The 13552-nt window shown below is 63.3% G+C and carries 20 protein-coding genes; 3 read left to right on the plus strand and 17 right to left on the minus strand.

All coding sequences use genetic code 11. From position 1 onward, the window contains the following. Window positions 1–9 precede the first annotated feature (9 nt). Both AADV58_RS15105 and AADV58_RS15110 read left to right on the plus strand, forming a co-directional pair. A complete protein-coding gene (locus tag AADV58_RS15105; RefSeq protein WP_341743595.1) occupies window positions 10–1158 on the plus strand; it encodes a Do family serine endopeptidase in 1149 nt (382 codons plus the stop codon). Window positions 1159–1163: 5 nt separating this feature from the next. Then, on the plus strand, window positions 1164–1964 hold the full coding sequence (locus tag AADV58_RS15110) for a class II glutamine amidotransferase (RefSeq protein ID WP_341743596.1): 801 nt from the start codon (window positions 1164–1166) through the stop codon (window positions 1962–1964). Here AADV58_RS15110 and tatC read toward each other — a convergent pair. From tatC to hisB, 10 genes are read right to left on the minus strand one after another with little or no spacing between them, the layout of a single operon-like run. Continuing rightward, window positions 1961–2815 carry a twin-arginine translocase subunit TatC gene (gene tatC / locus AADV58_RS15115; protein ID WP_341743597.1) on the minus strand — a complete coding sequence of 285 codons (855 nt, stop codon included), beginning with the start codon at window positions 2813–2815 and terminating at the stop codon, window positions 1961–1963. The genes AADV58_RS15110 and tatC overlap by 4 nt on opposite strands. Beyond that, complete coding sequence (tatB, locus tag AADV58_RS15120; RefSeq protein ID WP_043420913.1) at window positions 2812–3213, minus strand: Sec-independent protein translocase protein TatB; 402 nt, start codon at window positions 3211–3213, stop codon at window positions 2812–2814. Before tatB ends, tatC begins: the two co-directional genes overlap by 4 nt. A 43-nt stretch (window positions 3214–3256) precedes the next feature. After that, window positions 3257–3487 carry a Sec-independent protein translocase subunit TatA gene (gene tatA, locus AADV58_RS15125; protein ID WP_028994445.1) on the minus strand — a complete coding sequence of 77 codons (231 nt, stop codon included), beginning with the start codon at window positions 3485–3487 and terminating at the stop codon, window positions 3257–3259. Between the two features lie 12 nt (window positions 3488–3499). Further along, a complete protein-coding gene (locus tag AADV58_RS15130; protein ID WP_341743598.1) occupies window positions 3500–3850 on the minus strand; it encodes a histidine triad nucleotide-binding protein in 351 nt (116 codons plus the stop codon). Beyond that, window positions 3847–4176 carry a phosphoribosyl-ATP diphosphatase gene (locus AADV58_RS15135; RefSeq protein ID WP_028994443.1) on the minus strand — a complete coding sequence of 110 codons (330 nt, stop codon included), beginning with the start codon at window positions 4174–4176 and terminating at the stop codon, window positions 3847–3849. Before AADV58_RS15135 ends, AADV58_RS15130 begins: the two co-directional genes overlap by 4 nt. Next, the gene (gene hisI / locus AADV58_RS15140) at window positions 4173–4571 is read right to left on the minus strand and encodes a phosphoribosyl-AMP cyclohydrolase (protein WP_341743599.1); all 399 of its coding nucleotides are present in this window, start codon (window positions 4569–4571) and stop codon (window positions 4173–4175) included. Before hisI ends, AADV58_RS15135 begins: the two co-directional genes overlap by 4 nt. Beyond that, window positions 4571–5332: an imidazole glycerol phosphate synthase subunit HisF gene (gene hisF, locus AADV58_RS15145; RefSeq protein WP_424243853.1), complete on the minus strand. Its 762-nt coding sequence runs from the start codon at window positions 5330–5332 to the stop codon at window positions 4571–4573. Before hisF ends, hisI begins: the two co-directional genes overlap by 1 nt. After that, window positions 5329–6069 (minus strand): 1-(5-phosphoribosyl)-5-[(5-phosphoribosylamino)methylideneamino]imidazole-4-carboxamide isomerase, encoded by a 741-nt coding sequence (hisA, locus tag AADV58_RS15150; protein ID WP_028994440.1) that lies wholly within the window; start codon window positions 6067–6069, stop codon window positions 5329–5331. The genes hisF and hisA overlap by 4 nt, the downstream gene beginning before the upstream one ends. 36 nt (window positions 6070–6105) lie before the next feature. Then, window positions 6106–6738 carry an imidazole glycerol phosphate synthase subunit HisH gene (hisH, locus tag AADV58_RS15155; protein ID WP_424243819.1) on the minus strand — a complete coding sequence of 211 codons (633 nt, stop codon included), beginning with the start codon at window positions 6736–6738 and terminating at the stop codon, window positions 6106–6108. Continuing rightward, window positions 6735–7322: an imidazoleglycerol-phosphate dehydratase HisB gene (gene hisB, locus AADV58_RS15160; RefSeq protein ID WP_028994438.1), complete on the minus strand. Its 588-nt coding sequence runs from the start codon at window positions 7320–7322 to the stop codon at window positions 6735–6737. Before hisB ends, hisH begins: the two co-directional genes overlap by 4 nt. Before the next feature lie 77 nt (window positions 7323–7399). On the opposite strand from hisB, the gene hisC reads away from it, so the two are divergent. Then, the gene (hisC, locus tag AADV58_RS15165) at window positions 7400–8470 is read left to right on the plus strand and encodes a histidinol-phosphate transaminase (protein ID WP_341743601.1); all 1071 of its coding nucleotides are present in this window, start codon (window positions 7400–7402) and stop codon (window positions 8468–8470) included. 13 nt (window positions 8471–8483) lie between these two features. Here hisC and AADV58_RS15170 read toward each other — a convergent pair whose 3' ends face one another. From AADV58_RS15170 to AADV58_RS15200, 7 genes are all read right to left on the minus strand, one after another. Further along, window positions 8484–9005, minus strand: a complete 522-nt coding sequence (locus AADV58_RS15170) for a chromate transporter (protein ID WP_341743602.1) — start codon at window positions 9003–9005, stop codon at window positions 8484–8486. Continuing rightward, window positions 9002–9562 (minus strand): chromate transporter, encoded by a 561-nt coding sequence (locus AADV58_RS15175; RefSeq protein ID WP_341743603.1) that lies wholly within the window; start codon window positions 9560–9562, stop codon window positions 9002–9004. Before AADV58_RS15175 ends, AADV58_RS15170 begins: the two co-directional genes overlap by 4 nt. Before the next feature lie 6 nt (window positions 9563–9568). After that, window positions 9569–10873, minus strand: a complete 1305-nt coding sequence (gene hisD, locus AADV58_RS15180; protein ID WP_341743604.1) for a histidinol dehydrogenase — start codon at window positions 10871–10873, stop codon at window positions 9569–9571. After that, a complete protein-coding gene (gene hisG / locus AADV58_RS15185; RefSeq protein WP_028994433.1) occupies window positions 10874–11518 on the minus strand; it encodes an ATP phosphoribosyltransferase in 645 nt (214 codons plus the stop codon). It lies immediately after the preceding gene. A 133-nt stretch (window positions 11519–11651) separates the two neighbouring features. Continuing rightward, window positions 11652–11858: a cold-shock protein gene (locus AADV58_RS15190; RefSeq protein ID WP_028994432.1), complete on the minus strand. Its 207-nt coding sequence runs from the start codon at window positions 11856–11858 to the stop codon at window positions 11652–11654. Between the two features lie 199 nt (window positions 11859–12057). Then, window positions 12058–13311 carry a UDP-N-acetylglucosamine 1-carboxyvinyltransferase gene (murA, locus tag AADV58_RS15195; protein WP_341743605.1) on the minus strand — a complete coding sequence of 418 codons (1254 nt, stop codon included), beginning with the start codon at window positions 13309–13311 and terminating at the stop codon, window positions 12058–12060. Then, on the minus strand, window positions 13304–13546 hold the full coding sequence (locus tag AADV58_RS15200) for a BolA family protein (protein WP_341743606.1): 243 nt from the start codon (window positions 13544–13546) through the stop codon (window positions 13304–13306). Before AADV58_RS15200 ends, murA begins: the two co-directional genes overlap by 8 nt. Window positions 13547–13552 lie beyond the last annotated feature (6 nt).

The raw sequence follows: 13552 nt of genomic DNA on the forward strand, positions 1-13552 counted from the left end.
CGGACTCACATGCACAGGTTGTGGCTGATTTTTGCACAAACGGTCACCGTTGCGCTGGCCGTCGTCTTCACGGTTTCGACATTGAAGCCGGAATGGCTGCCGCGCGGCCAGCGCATCATTGCGCTGCAGGAGGCCGCACCATCCGTTGACGGCGAGCCCCGGGCAGCCGCCTCCTATCGTGATGCCGCGCGCAGCTCGCTACCTGCAGTGGTGCATATCTACACCACGCAGCAGGTCCGCCAGCAACGCCATCCGCTGTTCGACGACCCGATCTTCCGCCACTTCTTCGGCGAGCGCCCCGAGGGCCAGAACCGGCGCAACTCCGGCCTTGGCTCCGGCGTCATTGTCAGCCAGAACGGCTACATCCTGACCAATTTCCACGTCATCGAAGGCGCCGACGACATTCAGGTTGCCCTCAACGACGGCAAGACCTACAAGGCACGGATCGTCGGCACCGACCCGGAATCCGACCTCGCCGTCCTGCGCATCGACGCCAGTGGCCTGCCGGCGATCACCTTCGGCCAGATGGACAACCTGCGCGTCGGCGATGTCGTGCTCGCCATCGGCAATCCCTTCGGCGTCGGCCAGACGGTGACCATGGGCATCGTCTCGGCACTGGGCCGCTCGCACCTGGGCATCAACACCTTCGAGAACTTCATCCAGACCGACGCCGCCATCAACCCCGGCAACTCCGGCGGCGCCCTGGTCGATGCCCAGGGCAACCTGGTCGGCATCAACACCGCGATCTACTCGCGGACCGGCGGCAACCACGGCATCGGTTTCGCCATTCCGGTATCGAGTGCGCGCAGCATCATGGAACAGATCATCGAAAGCGGTTCGGTGACCCGCGGCTGGATCGGTGTCGAAGCCCAGGAAATCACCGAGGAACTGGCCGAATCCTTCGGCCTGCCCGATACCGACGGCGCCCTGATCGCCGGCGTCGTGCGCGCCAGCCCGGCCGACCGCGCCGGCGTCCGCCCGGGCGACGTGCTGCTCTCGGTCAATGGCAAGGCCGTCACCGACCCGCAGGTCATGCTTGATCTGATCGCCGAACTCAAGCCCGACGAAAAAGCCGCCTTCCGCCTGCGCCGCGACCGCAGCATCCTCGAACTCCAGGTCAGGATCGGCAAGCGTCCGCCACTGCGCGCCGAGGAATAAGCCCCATGTGTCAGTTGCTTGGCATGAATTGCAACGTGCCTACGGATATCTGTTTTTCCTTTTCCGGCTTCCAGGCACGCGGCGGCGCCACCGACGTGCATTCGGACGGCTGGGGCATCGCCTTTTTCGAGGGCCGCGGCACGCGCGTCTTCCTTGATCCACAGCCCTCGGCCAGTTCGCCGGTGGCAGAACTGGTCAGCCGCTATCCGATCCGTTCGATGAATGTCATCGCGCACATCCGCAAGGCCACCCAGGGAACCGTAGCGCTGGAAAACACCCACCCCTTCATGCGCGAACTGTGGGGCCGCTACTGGATTTTCGCGCATAACGGCAACCTGCTCGATTTCCAGCCGACACTCGACGGCAGCTTCATGCCAGTCGGCAACACCGACAGCGAGCGCGCTTTCTGCTGGCTGCTGCAGGAATTCCGCCGCCGTTTCGGTGAGGTCATGCCATCGGTCGACGCCTTGTTCGCGGCGCTGCACGAGCTCACCTTGGCGATTGCCGGGCATGGTGAATTCAATTTCCTGCTGTCCAACGGCGACTGCCTGTTCGCCCATGCCTCAACGCGACTCAGCTACATCGTTCGCCAGGCGCCGTTCGCCGAAGCGCATCTGAAGGATCAGGATCTGACCGTTGATTTCCGCGAAGTCACCGGCGCCCGGGATCGGGTGGCGGTGATCGCCACCCTGCCGCTGACCGACAACGAACAGTGGACAACAATGCCGGCCGGCACCCTGTGGCGCTTCATCGACGGCGCGCCGGCGGGCCAGCAGGCAACCCGTCCGGGACCGCCACGCAATTAGGACTTGCCGTCGAGTTTGCGGAAGTCGGCTTCGGCCTTGTCCAGCTCGGCGTCGAGGTCAAGGTCGCTGGCAGCGGACTGTTCTGCGCTGGCAGCGGCAGCCGCATCGGCTTCGGCGCGGGTCGTGGTTTTCGACACCAGCGTCGCTGCCAGGATGCCGAGTTCGTAAAGCAGGCACATCGGAACCGCCAGCGCCAGTTGCGAAACGACGTCGGGCGGCGTGACCACGGCAGCCACGACAAAGGCGCCGACGATGAAATAGGAGCGCCATTCGCGCAGCTTCTCGACCTTGACCACGCCCAGCTTGACCAGCACGACGAGCGCCACCGGCACCTCGAAGGACAGGCCGAAGGCCATGAACATGGTCATCACGAAGGACAGGTAGGCTTCGATATCCGGCGCCGGTGTGATGCTCTTGGGCGCAAAACTGGCAATGAAGTGGAAGACCTGGCCGAAGACGAAGAAGTAACAGAAGGCCATGCCCAGCACGAACAGCACCGTACTCGAGATGATCAGCGGAATGCCCAGGCGGCGCTCGTGGGCGTATAAACCGGGCGCGACGAAGCCCCAGGCCTGGAACAGCACATAGGGCAAGGCAAGCACGAAGGCGACCATGGCGGTGACCTTGAGCGGCACCATGAACGGCGTGACGACGCCGATGGCAACCATCTTGGTTCCCTCGGGCAAGGCGCTGGTCAGCGGCGCCGCCAGCAGGTCATAGATCGCCCCCGGCCCGGGATAAAGCGCCAGTCCGCCCATCACCACGGCGATGGCAATCAGGCTGCGCAAAACCCGGTCGCGCAACTCGACCAGATGCGAGACGAAGGTTTCCTGCTGCTCGGTCTCGCTCATGCCTTGCTGCCATCCTTTTCCGGTACAGCCGGCTTCGCATCGGTGCTCACCGGGCTGGCCACTGCTGCGACATCCTGTTCGATCTTGCGGGCACTTGCTTCGAGATCGGCGATTGCGTCCTGGACCGGCGAAGCGAAGGTCGTGCGCGCGGAATCATATTCCTTGCGCACCGTATCTTCGAGCGAGCGGGCCGACTCGGCCACTTGCGCCTGCAGCTTTTTCAGTTCGTCGAGCTGCATTTCGCGATTGATGTCGGACTTGACGTCATTGACGTAACGCTGCGCGCGGCCAAGCAGATGGCCGAGCGTACGCGCCACCTTGGGCAGGCGCTCGGGACCGATGACCAGCAGCGCAACGACGCCGATCACCATCAATTCGGTAAAACCGATATCGAACATGGAATTTGATCATGAACGGGCAGGCAACAACCTGCCCGGATTATCAGGACTTGGTCTTTTCCTGGACCTCGACGTCGATGGTCTGGCCACCGACCTGCTGGGTCGGCTGGGCGCCATCGGCCGGCTTGTCGGCATTGGCTTCCTTCATGCCGTCCTTGAAGCCCTTGACCGCACCACCGAGATCCTGACCGACGTTACGCAGTTTCTTGGTGCCAAACACGAGCAGGACGATGACCAGAACGATCAGCCAGTGCCAGATGGAAAAAGTACCCATGATGATGTCTCCTTAAATTCGCTTGAGCATGGGGCCGACCGGGTCAGGTCCGCCCACGATGTGCATGTGCAGATGGGGCACTTCCTGCTGCCCGATCTCGCCAGTATTGATGATGACACGGAAGCCGCCGGGGCTACCCTCGGCAAGCGCGATTTCGTTGGCTTTGACCAGCATGCGACCGAGGATTTCAGCATCCTCCGGCGCAACGGTGGCCAACGACGTAATATGCTTCTTCGGGATGACGAGAATATGAACCTGCCGCTGCGGATGAATGTCGCGGAAGGCCAGGATCAGTTCATCCTCGTAAACCTTCTGCGCGGGAATCTGCCCGGCAACGATCCGGCAGAACAGGCAATCGCTCACTTGCCGGCGCTCCGCGAGGCCTTCTCGTCGATGCCGGAAATCCCTTCGCGACGGCGCATTTCCTGCGACACGTCTTCGATCGACAGGCCGTAGAAGGCGAGCAGGACCAGGATGTGATAAACGACGTCAGTCGATTCGCGGACGATGTTCAGGCGCTTGCCATCCTTGCCGGCCATGATCAGCTCGGCACATTCCTCGCCAATCTTCTTGAGGATGGAGTCCGGGCCATCGGCAAACAGCTTGGCGGTGTAGGACTTTTCCGGATCGGCATGGCGGCGCGAAGCCAGGGTTTCGGACAAGCGATGCAGGATGTCGTGCGTGCTCATTGGTAGATGTCCTTCGGATCTTTCAAAACCGGATCGACGGGAACCCAGCGTTCCCCTTGCAACTCATTGAAAAAACAACTCGCGCGGCCAGTATGGCAGGCGATGCCGCCGACCTGTTCGACCGTCAGCAGAAGCACGTCGCCGTCGCAATCAGTACGGATGGCGCTGACCTTCTGCCAGTGCCCCGATTCCTCGCCTTTACGCCACAAACGTGCCCGCGAACGCGACCAGTATACCGCGTTGCCGCTGCGCACCGTTTCCTGCAGCGACTCGCGGTTCATGTACGCGAACATTACGATACGCCCAGCGGCGTCCTGGGCAATCGCCGGGATCATGCCGTCGGCGTCCCATTTGAGTGCGGCCAGCCAGTCGAGGGCGTGATCGAGATCGGCCATTACAGTCGCACCTCGATCCCGCGCGCGGCCATGTATTCCTTGGCCTGGCGCACCGTGTACTCACCAAAATGGAAGATGGATGCAGCCAATACCGCGTCAGCGCGACCTTCGGAAACGCCGTCGGCCAGGTGCTGCAGATTGCCGACGCCGCCGGAAGCGATCACCGGAATCCCGACCGCGTCGGATACACCGCGCGTCAGCGGCAGATCGAAACCGTTCTTGGTGCCGTCGCGGTCCATGCTGGTCAGCAGGATTTCACCGGCGCCCAGCGCCTCGACCTTCTTCGCCCATTCGATGGCGTCGAGTCCGGTATCGTTGCGGCCGCCGTGCGTAAACACATGCCACTTGCCGGGCGCGACCTGCTTGGCGTCGATGGCGACGACGATGCACTGCGAACCGACCTTGCTCGATGCATCGAAGATCAGGTCCGGATTCTGCACCGCGGCAGTATTCATCGACACCTTGTCGGCGCCGGCGTTGAGCAGGCGACGCACGTCTTCGACCTTGCGCACACCACCACCGACGGTCAGCGGAATGAAGACCTGCTCGGCGCAGGCTTCGACAATGTGCAGAATGATGTCGCGCTGATCGGAGGAGGCCGTGATGTCGAGGAAGGTGACTTCGTCGGCACCCTGCTCGTTGTAGCGGCGGGCAATCTCGATCGGATCGCCGGCATCGCGCAGGCCGACGAAATTGGTGCCCTTGACGACCCGGCCAGCGGTGACGTCGAGACAGGGGATGATGCGTTTGGCGAGCATCAGGCGCCCAGCTCGTCGGCGAGTTCCTGCGCCGCCTTGAAATCCAGCGAACCGTCGTACACGGCGCGACCGGCGATGGTGCCGACCACGCCTTCGCCTTCGACCGCGCACAGGGCGCGGATGTCGTCGAGGTTGGACAGGCCGCCGGAAGCAATCACCGGGATGGTCAGCGCCTGAGCCAGACGCACGGTGGCTTCGATGTTCAGGCCAGAGAGCATGCCGTCACGACCGATATCGGTGTAGATGATCGACTCGACGCCGTAGTCCTCGTATTTCTTGCCGAGATCGACGACATCGTGACCGGTCAGTTTCGACCAGCCGTCGGTCGCCACCTTGCCGTCCTTGGCGTCGAGGCCGACGATGATGTGCCCCGGGAAGGCAACGCAGGCATCGTGCAGAAAGCCCGGATTCTTCACCGCGGCAGTGCCGATGATGACGTAGGACAGGCCGCCATCCAGACAGGCTTCGATGGTGTCGAGATCGCGAATGCCGCCGCCGAGCTGGACCGGAATGTCGTCACCGACCTCGGCCAGGATGGCCTTGATCGCTGCGGCATTCTTCGGTTTGCCGGCAAAGGCACCGTTGAGGTCGACCAGATGCAGACGGCGCGCGCCTTGATCCAGCCAGTGCCGGGCCTGTTCGGCCGGGCTGTCTGAGAAAATGGTGGCCTCTTCCATCAGGCCCTGCTTGAGGCGGACACATTGTCCGTCCTTCAGGTCAATTGCGGGAATGATCAGCATGGGGGAATCAACGGGAAAATTTACGACAGACGCGAATCAGGGGCGCCACTCGACAAAATTCTTCAGGAGTTGCAGGCCGTCGCGAGCGCTTTTCTCGGGATGGAACTGGACCGCAAAGATATTATCCCGGCCCACTGCACAGGTAAAGGGCAGGCCGTATACGGTCGTGCCGGTGGTCAACCCAGGAGTGATGGTCTGCACGCAGTAGCTATGCACGAAATAGAAGCGCGAACCGTCGGTAATCCCCGACCACAGGGCGTGCGGCACCTGCCGGACTTCATTCCAGCCCATGTGCGGGACCTTCAGACGAGCGCCGCTGGCGTCGACCATCTGTGCCTCGGGGAAGCGCCGGACGACACCGGGAAAAACGCCGAGACCAGCAACATCGCCCTCTTCGCTGCGTTCGAACAACATCTGTTCGCCGACGCAGATACCGAGAAAGGGTTTGTTCTTTGCCGCCGCCAGCACGGCTTCCCGCAGATTGCGGGCATCGAGTTCGCGCATGCAGTCGGGCATCGCCCCCTGACCGGGAAAGACCACCCGCTCGGCAGCGGCGACCACCGCCGGATCGGCGGTGACGACCACGGCTTCGCTGCCGGCGACATGTTCCAGCGCCTTCGACACCGAGCGCAGATTGCCCATGCCGTAATCGATGACGGCGATGGTCACAGCGTTCCCTTCGTCGACGGCATGCAGCCGGCCATGCGCGGATCCGGCGTCACCGCCATGCGCAGCGCCCGGCCGAAGGCCTTGAAGATGGTTTCGGCCTGGTGATGGGCATTCTTGCCGCGCAGGTTGTCGATGTGCAGCGTCATCCCGGCATGGTTGACCAGGCCGTGGAAGAATTCAGAGACCAGGTCGACATCGAACTGGCCGATCATTGCCCGGGTGAATTCGCAATTGAGTTCCAGCCCCGGCCGCCCCGACAGGTCGATGACCACGCGCGACAGCGCTTCGTCCAGCGGCACGTAGCTGTGGCCGTAACGGGTCAGCCCCTTCTTGTCACCCCAGGCCTTGGCCAGCGCCTGACCGAAGGTGATGCCGATATCCTCGACCGTGTGATGGGCGTCGATGTGCAGATCGCCCTTGGCGTCGACATCGAGGTCGATCAAGCCGTGCCGGGCAATCTGGTCGAGCATGTGATCGAGGAAGGGAACGCCGGTGGCGAACCGGCCCTGGCCGGTACCATCAAGATTCACCTTGATGGTGATCTGGGTCTCCAGGGTATTGCGGGTAACTTCGGCTTGTCGCATGGACTTGGCGGAAAAACGTTGAAACGGAGGGGCATGATACCATTTCGTCTTACTTTTACGCCTACCGTGAAAACCCGATGAGCCGCTTCTGGAGCCAGGTCGTCCGCGACCTAACCCCCTACGTGCCGGGCGAACAGCCCAAGATCGCCAATCTGATCAAGCTGAACACCAACGAGCACCCCTGCCCGCCCTCACCCCGGGTGGTCGCCGCCATAAAGGCCGAGCTCGGCGACGACGGTGCCCGCCTGCGCCTTTACCCGGACCCCAACGCCGACCTGCTGAAGAACGCCATCGCCCGGCATCACGGCGTGAAGCCCGGCGAAGTCTTCGTCGGCAACGGTTCCGACGAGGTCCTGGCGCACATCTTCATGGCACTGCTCAAGCACGACGCGCCGATTCTCTTCCCGGACATCACCTACAGCTTCTACCCGGTCTATTGCGGCCTCTACGGCGTCGCTCACCGCACCGTGCCGCTGGCCGCCGATTTCTCCATCGACCCGGCCGACTACTGCGGCGTCGCCAACGGCGGCATCCTGATTGCCAACCCGAACGCCCCGACCGGTCGCCTGCTGCCGCTGGCTGCCATCGAGCGCATCGTCCGCGCCAACCCGGATTCGGTCGTGGTCGTTGATGAGGCCTACGTCGACTTCGGCGGCACCAGCGCCATTCCGCTGACCCAGCAGTACGACAACCTGCTGGTCGTGCACACCTTGTCCAAATCGCGCTCGCTGGCCGGTTTGCGGGTCGGCTTCGCGGTCGGTCACCCGGATCTGATCGAGGCGCTGGAGCGGGTCAAGAACAGCTTCAATTCCTACCCGCTGGACCGCCTGGCGATCGTCGGTGCCGTTGCCGCGATCGAGGACGAAGACTACTTCCGCCAATGCTGCGCCACGGTGATCGCCACCCGCGAGGCGCTGACCGCCGATCTCGCCGGACAAGGCTTCGAGGTGCTGCCGTCGGCCGCCAATTTCATCTTCGCCCGTCATCCCGGTCGCGACGCCGCCGAGCTGGCCAAGGCGCTGCGCGAACGCAACATCATCGTCCGCCACTTCAAGCTGCCGCGCATCGACCAGTACCTGCGCATCACCATCGGCAGCGATGCCGACTGTCAGGCACTGAGCACGGCGCTGCGCGAAATCCTCGGCTGAGTCGGCGACGGCCTCAAACGAGGCCGAGCAAACCGAGCAAGGCGCCGACGCCGATGAACCACAGCGGATGCAGTCTGGTCTTCAGGTTGGCCAGTACCGTGGCCGCCAGCAGCAACCACGCGGCCAGCCCCAGACCGGCCGCCTGACTGATCAGCGTCGCCCCGGAAAAAACCAGGCCGACCGCCAGCGGCGCCACGCCGAGACTGATCGCCCGCTGCCAGCGCTTGCCGGCAAAGCTCTCCCAGCGGTCGATCAGCAGGTAGATGAGCACGCTCATCGGCAGGCACATCGCCAGCGTTGCTGCCAGCGCGCCGCCCAGGCCGGCGACGTGCCAGCCGATCAGGGTCACCACCAGCACGTTCGGGCCCGGCGCGGCCTGGGCGATGGCGTACAAATGAGTGAAGGTCGTGTCGTCCAGCCACTGGTGATTTTCGACGACGACGCGGTGCATCTCAGGCAACAGCGCGGTCGCGCCACCAAAGGCGACGAAGGACAGGATCGCGAATTCGCGGAACAGGTCGACGATCAGGCTCATCGCCGCCCCAACCGCCAGTAAGCCAGACCGCCGGAGAGCAGCAGGCCGGCCAGCATCACCCACAGCATCGGCCAGCGCAGCCAGGCAATCCCGAAGACAACCAGCGCGGCAAAAGGCAGGAAAGCCGCCTTGTCACGAATCGCCATGCCCATGCGCCAGGCCATGGCGAACAACAGACCGGCGCCGACCGCAGCCACGCCGCGCAGCATCGACTGGGCGACCGGCAGACTGCCGTAAGCATCGTAGAGCATGGCCAGCAGCAGGACGATGGCAATCGGCCCGGCCAGCAGGCCGACCGGCGCGACAATGGCCCCCGCCAAGCCGCGGTAACGCTTGCCGACCAGCACCGCCAGATTGACGACATTCGGCCCCGGCAAGAACTGGCAGAGCCCGAGCTGGGCGTTGAATTCCTCGGCGGTCATCCAGCCGCGCTGGTCGACCAGCATGCGCCGGGCAAAGGGCAGCACACCCCCAAAACCGGACAGGCCGACCGACGAAAAGCCCAAAAAAAGCGCCCGGAGATCCGGGCGCGCTTGATTCGGCTGAAGCTGGGTCATGAAAGCTCAGTCTTCCAGCCGGAATTCCGCCGATTTCGCATGTGCCGGCAGGCCCTCGCCATGCGCCAGCGTAGACGCGACCCGGCCCAGCGTCTGCGCGCCGGCCTTCGATACCTTGATCAGGCTGGTCCGCTTCTGGAAGTCGTAGACCCCGAGCGGCGACGAGAAACGTGCCGAGCCGGAGGTCGGCAGCACGTGGTTCGGCCCGGCACAGTAATCGCCGAGCGATTCCGAGGTGTAGTGGCCGATGAAGATGGCGCCGGCGTGGTGAATCTTTTCCACCCAAGGATCGGGGTTGTCGAGGGCCAGTTCAAGGTGCTCGGGCGCGACGCGGTTGGCAATGGCAATCGCCTCGTCCATGTCACGAACCTGGATGAAGGCGCCGCGATTGGTCAGGGAGGTGCGGATCGTCTCCTGGCGCGGCATCGTCGGCAAGAGTTTTTCGATGCTGGCCTGGACGCGTTCGATGAAAGCCGCGTCCGGGCAGATCAGGATGGATTGCGCCAGTTCGTCGTGCTCGGCCTGCGAGAACAGGTCCATCGCCACCCAGTCGGGATTGCCCGAGCCGTCCGAAACGACCAGGATTTCCGACGGACCGGCAACCATGTCGATGCCGACGATGCCGAACACGCGGCGCTTGGCCGTGGCCACGTAGGCGTTACCGGGTCCGACGATCTTGTCCACCTGCGGCACGCTCTCGGTACCGTAAGCCAGCGCGCCGACCGCCTGTGCGCCGCCGATGGTGAACACCCGGTCGACGCCGGCCAGGCAGGCTGCCGCCAGGACCAGCTGGTTGCGCTCGCCACCCGGCGTCGGCACGACCATGATCAGTTCCTTGACGCCGGCGACCTTGGCCGGAATCGCGTTCATCAGCACCGACGACGGGTAGGCCGCCTTGCCGCCCGGCACGTAGAGGCCAACGCGGTCGAGCGGGGTGATCATCTGGCCGAGCAGGGTGCCGTCGGCCTCGGTATAGGACCAGCCGTCGAGCTTCTGCTTCTCGTGGTAGGCACGCACACGCTGGGCGGCGACTTCGAGGGCAGCACGACGGTCGGGCGGCAAACCGGCGAGTGCCTTTTCGAGCTCGTCGCGCGACAGTTCGAGATCGGCCATCGAAACAGCCGTCAGCCGGTCGAAACGGTTGCTGTAATCGACCACGGCAGCGTCGCCACGGGCCTTGACGTCGGTGAGGATGCCGGCGACGGTGCGCTCGATGCCCTCATCCGCTGCTGCCTCGAAGGCGAGCAGTTCCTTCAGCCTGGCCGCGAAATCGGCGGCTACCGTGGACAGGCGCTGGATCGCGACAGTCATTTACTTCTCCACCGCCTGAGCAAAGGCGTCGATGATCGGTTGCAGGGTCTCGCGCTTGACCTTGAGTGCCGCCTGATTGACGACCAGGCGCGAGGAAATGTCCATGATGTGCTCGCACGCGACCAGCTTGTTGGCCTTGAGCGTGCCGCCGGTCGACACCAGATCGACGATGGCATCGGCCAGGCCGGCCAGCGGCGCCAGTTCCATCGAACCGTAGAGCTTGATCAGGTCGACGTGCACGCCCTTGGCGGCAAAATGTTCGCGCGCCGTCTTGATGTACTTGGACGCCACCTTCAGGCGGTTGCCCTGACGCACGGCGTTCTGGTAATCGAAACCTTCGGGGATGGCGACCATCATCCGGCACTTGGCGATCTTCAGATCGAGCGGTGCGTACAGGCCTTCGCCGCCGTGCTCGATCAGCACATCCTTGCCGGCCACGCCGATATCGGCCGCGCCGTACTGGACATAGGTCGGCACGTCGGTGGCGCGAACGATGACGACGCGCACGTCCGGCTGATTGGTCTCGATGATCAGCTTGCGCGAGGTTTCCGGATTCTCGGCCGGCACGATGCCGGCTGCGGCCAGCAAGGGCAGGGTTTCGTCGAAGATGCGGCCCTTGGACAGGGCAATGGTGATACCGGTCACGGGGAGTGTCTCGTGGGTAAAGCGGTGATTTTACCGCAAAGCGGCATGGCCGCCGAAATCGCCGCCAATGGCGGCGACCCAAAAGCAAAAAGCCCGGCAAGCCGGGCTTTTCGATACAGGCGTATCCGGTAGCTTATTCAGCCGGGCGGATGTTGGCAGCCTGCTTGCCCTTCGGGCCATTGACGACGTCGAAGGTCACCTTCTGGTTTTCGGCCAGGGTCTTGAAACCATTGCCTTGAATTGCAGAGAAGTGAGCGAAGAGGTCTTCACCACCTTCGGACGGGGAGATGAAACCAAAACCCTTGGAGTCGTTGAACCACTTGACGGTACCAGTTGCCATGATAGCTTCCTTGGAAAATATTAAAAAAATCGAGAATCAAGACCGAGGAGCTGACAAACCGAAATCGGTGCAGGAACAACACACTGCCTGGAAATCCCGTGCCGGCGAGTATGGGGCAGAGACGGAATAAAGCAAAGCATTTTTCAAACTTTTTTGCACCCCGGGCCAAAAAAGCCCGGGTTTCATGCCAAAAACAACATCAGCGGACCCGTTCGACGCTGGCGCCGAGGGCAGCCAGTTTCTGCTCGATGCGCTCGTAACCACGATCCAGATGGTAGATGCGATCGATCAAGGTCTCGCCGCTGGCCACCAGGCCGGCAATGATCAGCGACGCCGAAGCGCGTAGGTCGGTGGCCATGACCGTCGCGCCTTCAAGGCGATCGACCCCGCGGACAATCGCGTTATTGCCTTCGATCTGGATGTTGGCGCCGAGGCGCATCAACTCGCTGACGTGCATGAAGCGGTTTTCGAAAATCGTCTCGCGGATCGTCGCCACCCCGTCGGCGACACAGTTCATGGCCATGAACTGGGCCTGCATGTCGGTCGGGAACGCCGGGTAAGGCGCCGTGCGCAGGCTGACCGATTTCAGCTTGGCCGGTGCCGTCAGGCGGATCGCGTCGCGTTCGACGACGATTTCGCAACCGGCGTCCATCAGCTTGTCGACGACCGAATCGAGGTAGGCAGCCGAGGTCCGGGTCAGGCGGATATCGCCACCGGTAACGGCAGCCGCGCACAGATAGGTGCCGGTCTCGATGCGGTCGGGCATGATCGAATGGCGGGCGCCGTGCAGTTTTTCGACGCCCTGGATGCGGATGATGTCGGTGCCGGCACCGGAAATCCGGGCGCCCATCGCCACCAGGCAGTTGGCCAGGTCGACGACTTCGGGTTCGCGGGCGGCGTTCTCGATGATCGTTTCGCCGTCGGCCAGGCAGGCCGCCATCATCAGGTTTTCGGTACCGGTCACGGTGACCATGTCGGTACAGATGCGCGCGCCCTTGAGGCGGCTGGCACGGGCATGGACATAGCCCTGCTCGACGGTGACTTCGGCACCCATCGCCTGCAGCCCCTTGATGTGCTGATCGACCGGCCGGGCACCGATGGCGCAACCGCCGGGCAGTGACACACGGGCTTCGCCACAACGGGCGACCAGCGGACCGAGCACCAGGATGGAGGCGCGCATGGTCTTGACCATCTCGTAGGAGGCCACCGGGTTGTTCAGTCCACTGCCGTCGAGCGTCAGCCCGTCGTCACCCTCATGGCGCACGCCGATACCCATGTCGCCGAGCAGGCGCAGCATGGTCGAGATATCGTTGAGTTGCGGCACATTGCCCAGTTCGAGCGGATCGGCCGAGAGCAGCGAGGCACAGAGAATCGGCAGCGCCGCGTTCTTGGCCCCGGACATGGCGACTTCGCCCTTGAGGACGCTACCGCCCCGGATCAACAGTTTATCCACGCTGGGCACTCCATTCTTCGGGGGTCAGGGTCTTGAAAGACAGGGCGTGCAGTTCGCCGGTCGCCAGTTTTTCCTTGAGCGTCTGATAGACGCGCTGCTGGCGCTGGACGCGATTCTTGCCGGCAAATTCGGCACTGACGATGAGGGCTTCGAAATGCTGCCCGTCGCCGTCGAGTTCGAGGTGATCGCAGGCCATGCCGGCGAGGATGAGTTGCTTGATCTGGTCGGGATGCATGCGGAT

The organism is Azonexus hydrophilus (assembly GCF_038368255.1).
Lineage (GTDB): Bacteria > Pseudomonadota > Gammaproteobacteria > Burkholderiales > Rhodocyclaceae > Azonexus > Azonexus hydrophilus.

Coding starts and splice junctions, on each gene's coding strand:
- AADV58_RS15135 (WP_028994443.1), bottom strand. CDS start 4,176: ATGAGCACGCACGACATCCTGCATCGCTTGTCCGAAACCCTGGCTTCG.
- hisC (WP_341743601.1), top strand. CDS start 7,400: ATGAGCCGCTTCTGGAGCCAGGTCGTCCGCGACCTAACCCCCTACGTG.
- AADV58_RS15110 (WP_341743596.1), top strand. CDS start 1,164: ATGTGTCAGTTGCTTGGCATGAATTGCAACGTGCCTACGGATATCTGT.
- tatB (WP_043420913.1), bottom strand. CDS start 3,213: ATGTTCGATATCGGTTTTACCGAATTGATGGTGATCGGCGTCGTTGCG.
- tatA (WP_028994445.1), bottom strand. CDS start 3,487: ATGGGTACTTTTTCCATCTGGCACTGGCTGATCGTTCTGGTCATCGTC.
- AADV58_RS15105 (WP_341743595.1), top strand. CDS start 10: ATGCACAGGTTGTGGCTGATTTTTGCACAAACGGTCACCGTTGCGCTG.
- hisB (WP_028994438.1), bottom strand. CDS start 7,322: ATGCGACAAGCCGAAGTTACCCGCAATACCCTGGAGACCCAGATCACC.
- AADV58_RS15200 (WP_341743606.1), bottom strand. CDS start 13,546: ATGCATCCCGACCAGATCAAGCAACTCATCCTCGCCGGCATGGCCTGC.
- hisI (WP_341743599.1), bottom strand. CDS start 4,571: ATGGCCGATCTCGATCACGCCCTCGACTGGCTGGCCGCACTCAAATGG.
- AADV58_RS15190 (WP_028994432.1), bottom strand. CDS start 11,858: ATGGCAACTGGTACCGTCAAGTGGTTCAACGACTCCAAGGGTTTTGGT.
- AADV58_RS15175 (WP_341743603.1), bottom strand. CDS start 9,562: ATGACCCAGCTTCAGCCGAATCAAGCGCGCCCGGATCTCCGGGCGCTT.
- hisD (WP_341743604.1), bottom strand. CDS start 10,873: ATGACTGTCGCGATCCAGCGCCTGTCCACGGTAGCCGCCGATTTCGCG.
- hisA (WP_028994440.1), bottom strand. CDS start 6,069: ATGCTGATCATTCCCGCAATTGACCTGAAGGACGGACAATGTGTCCGC.
- AADV58_RS15170 (WP_341743602.1), bottom strand. CDS start 9,005: ATGAGCCTGATCGTCGACCTGTTCCGCGAATTCGCGATCCTGTCCTTC.
- tatC (WP_341743597.1), bottom strand. CDS start 2,815: ATGAGCGAGACCGAGCAGCAGGAAACCTTCGTCTCGCATCTGGTCGAG.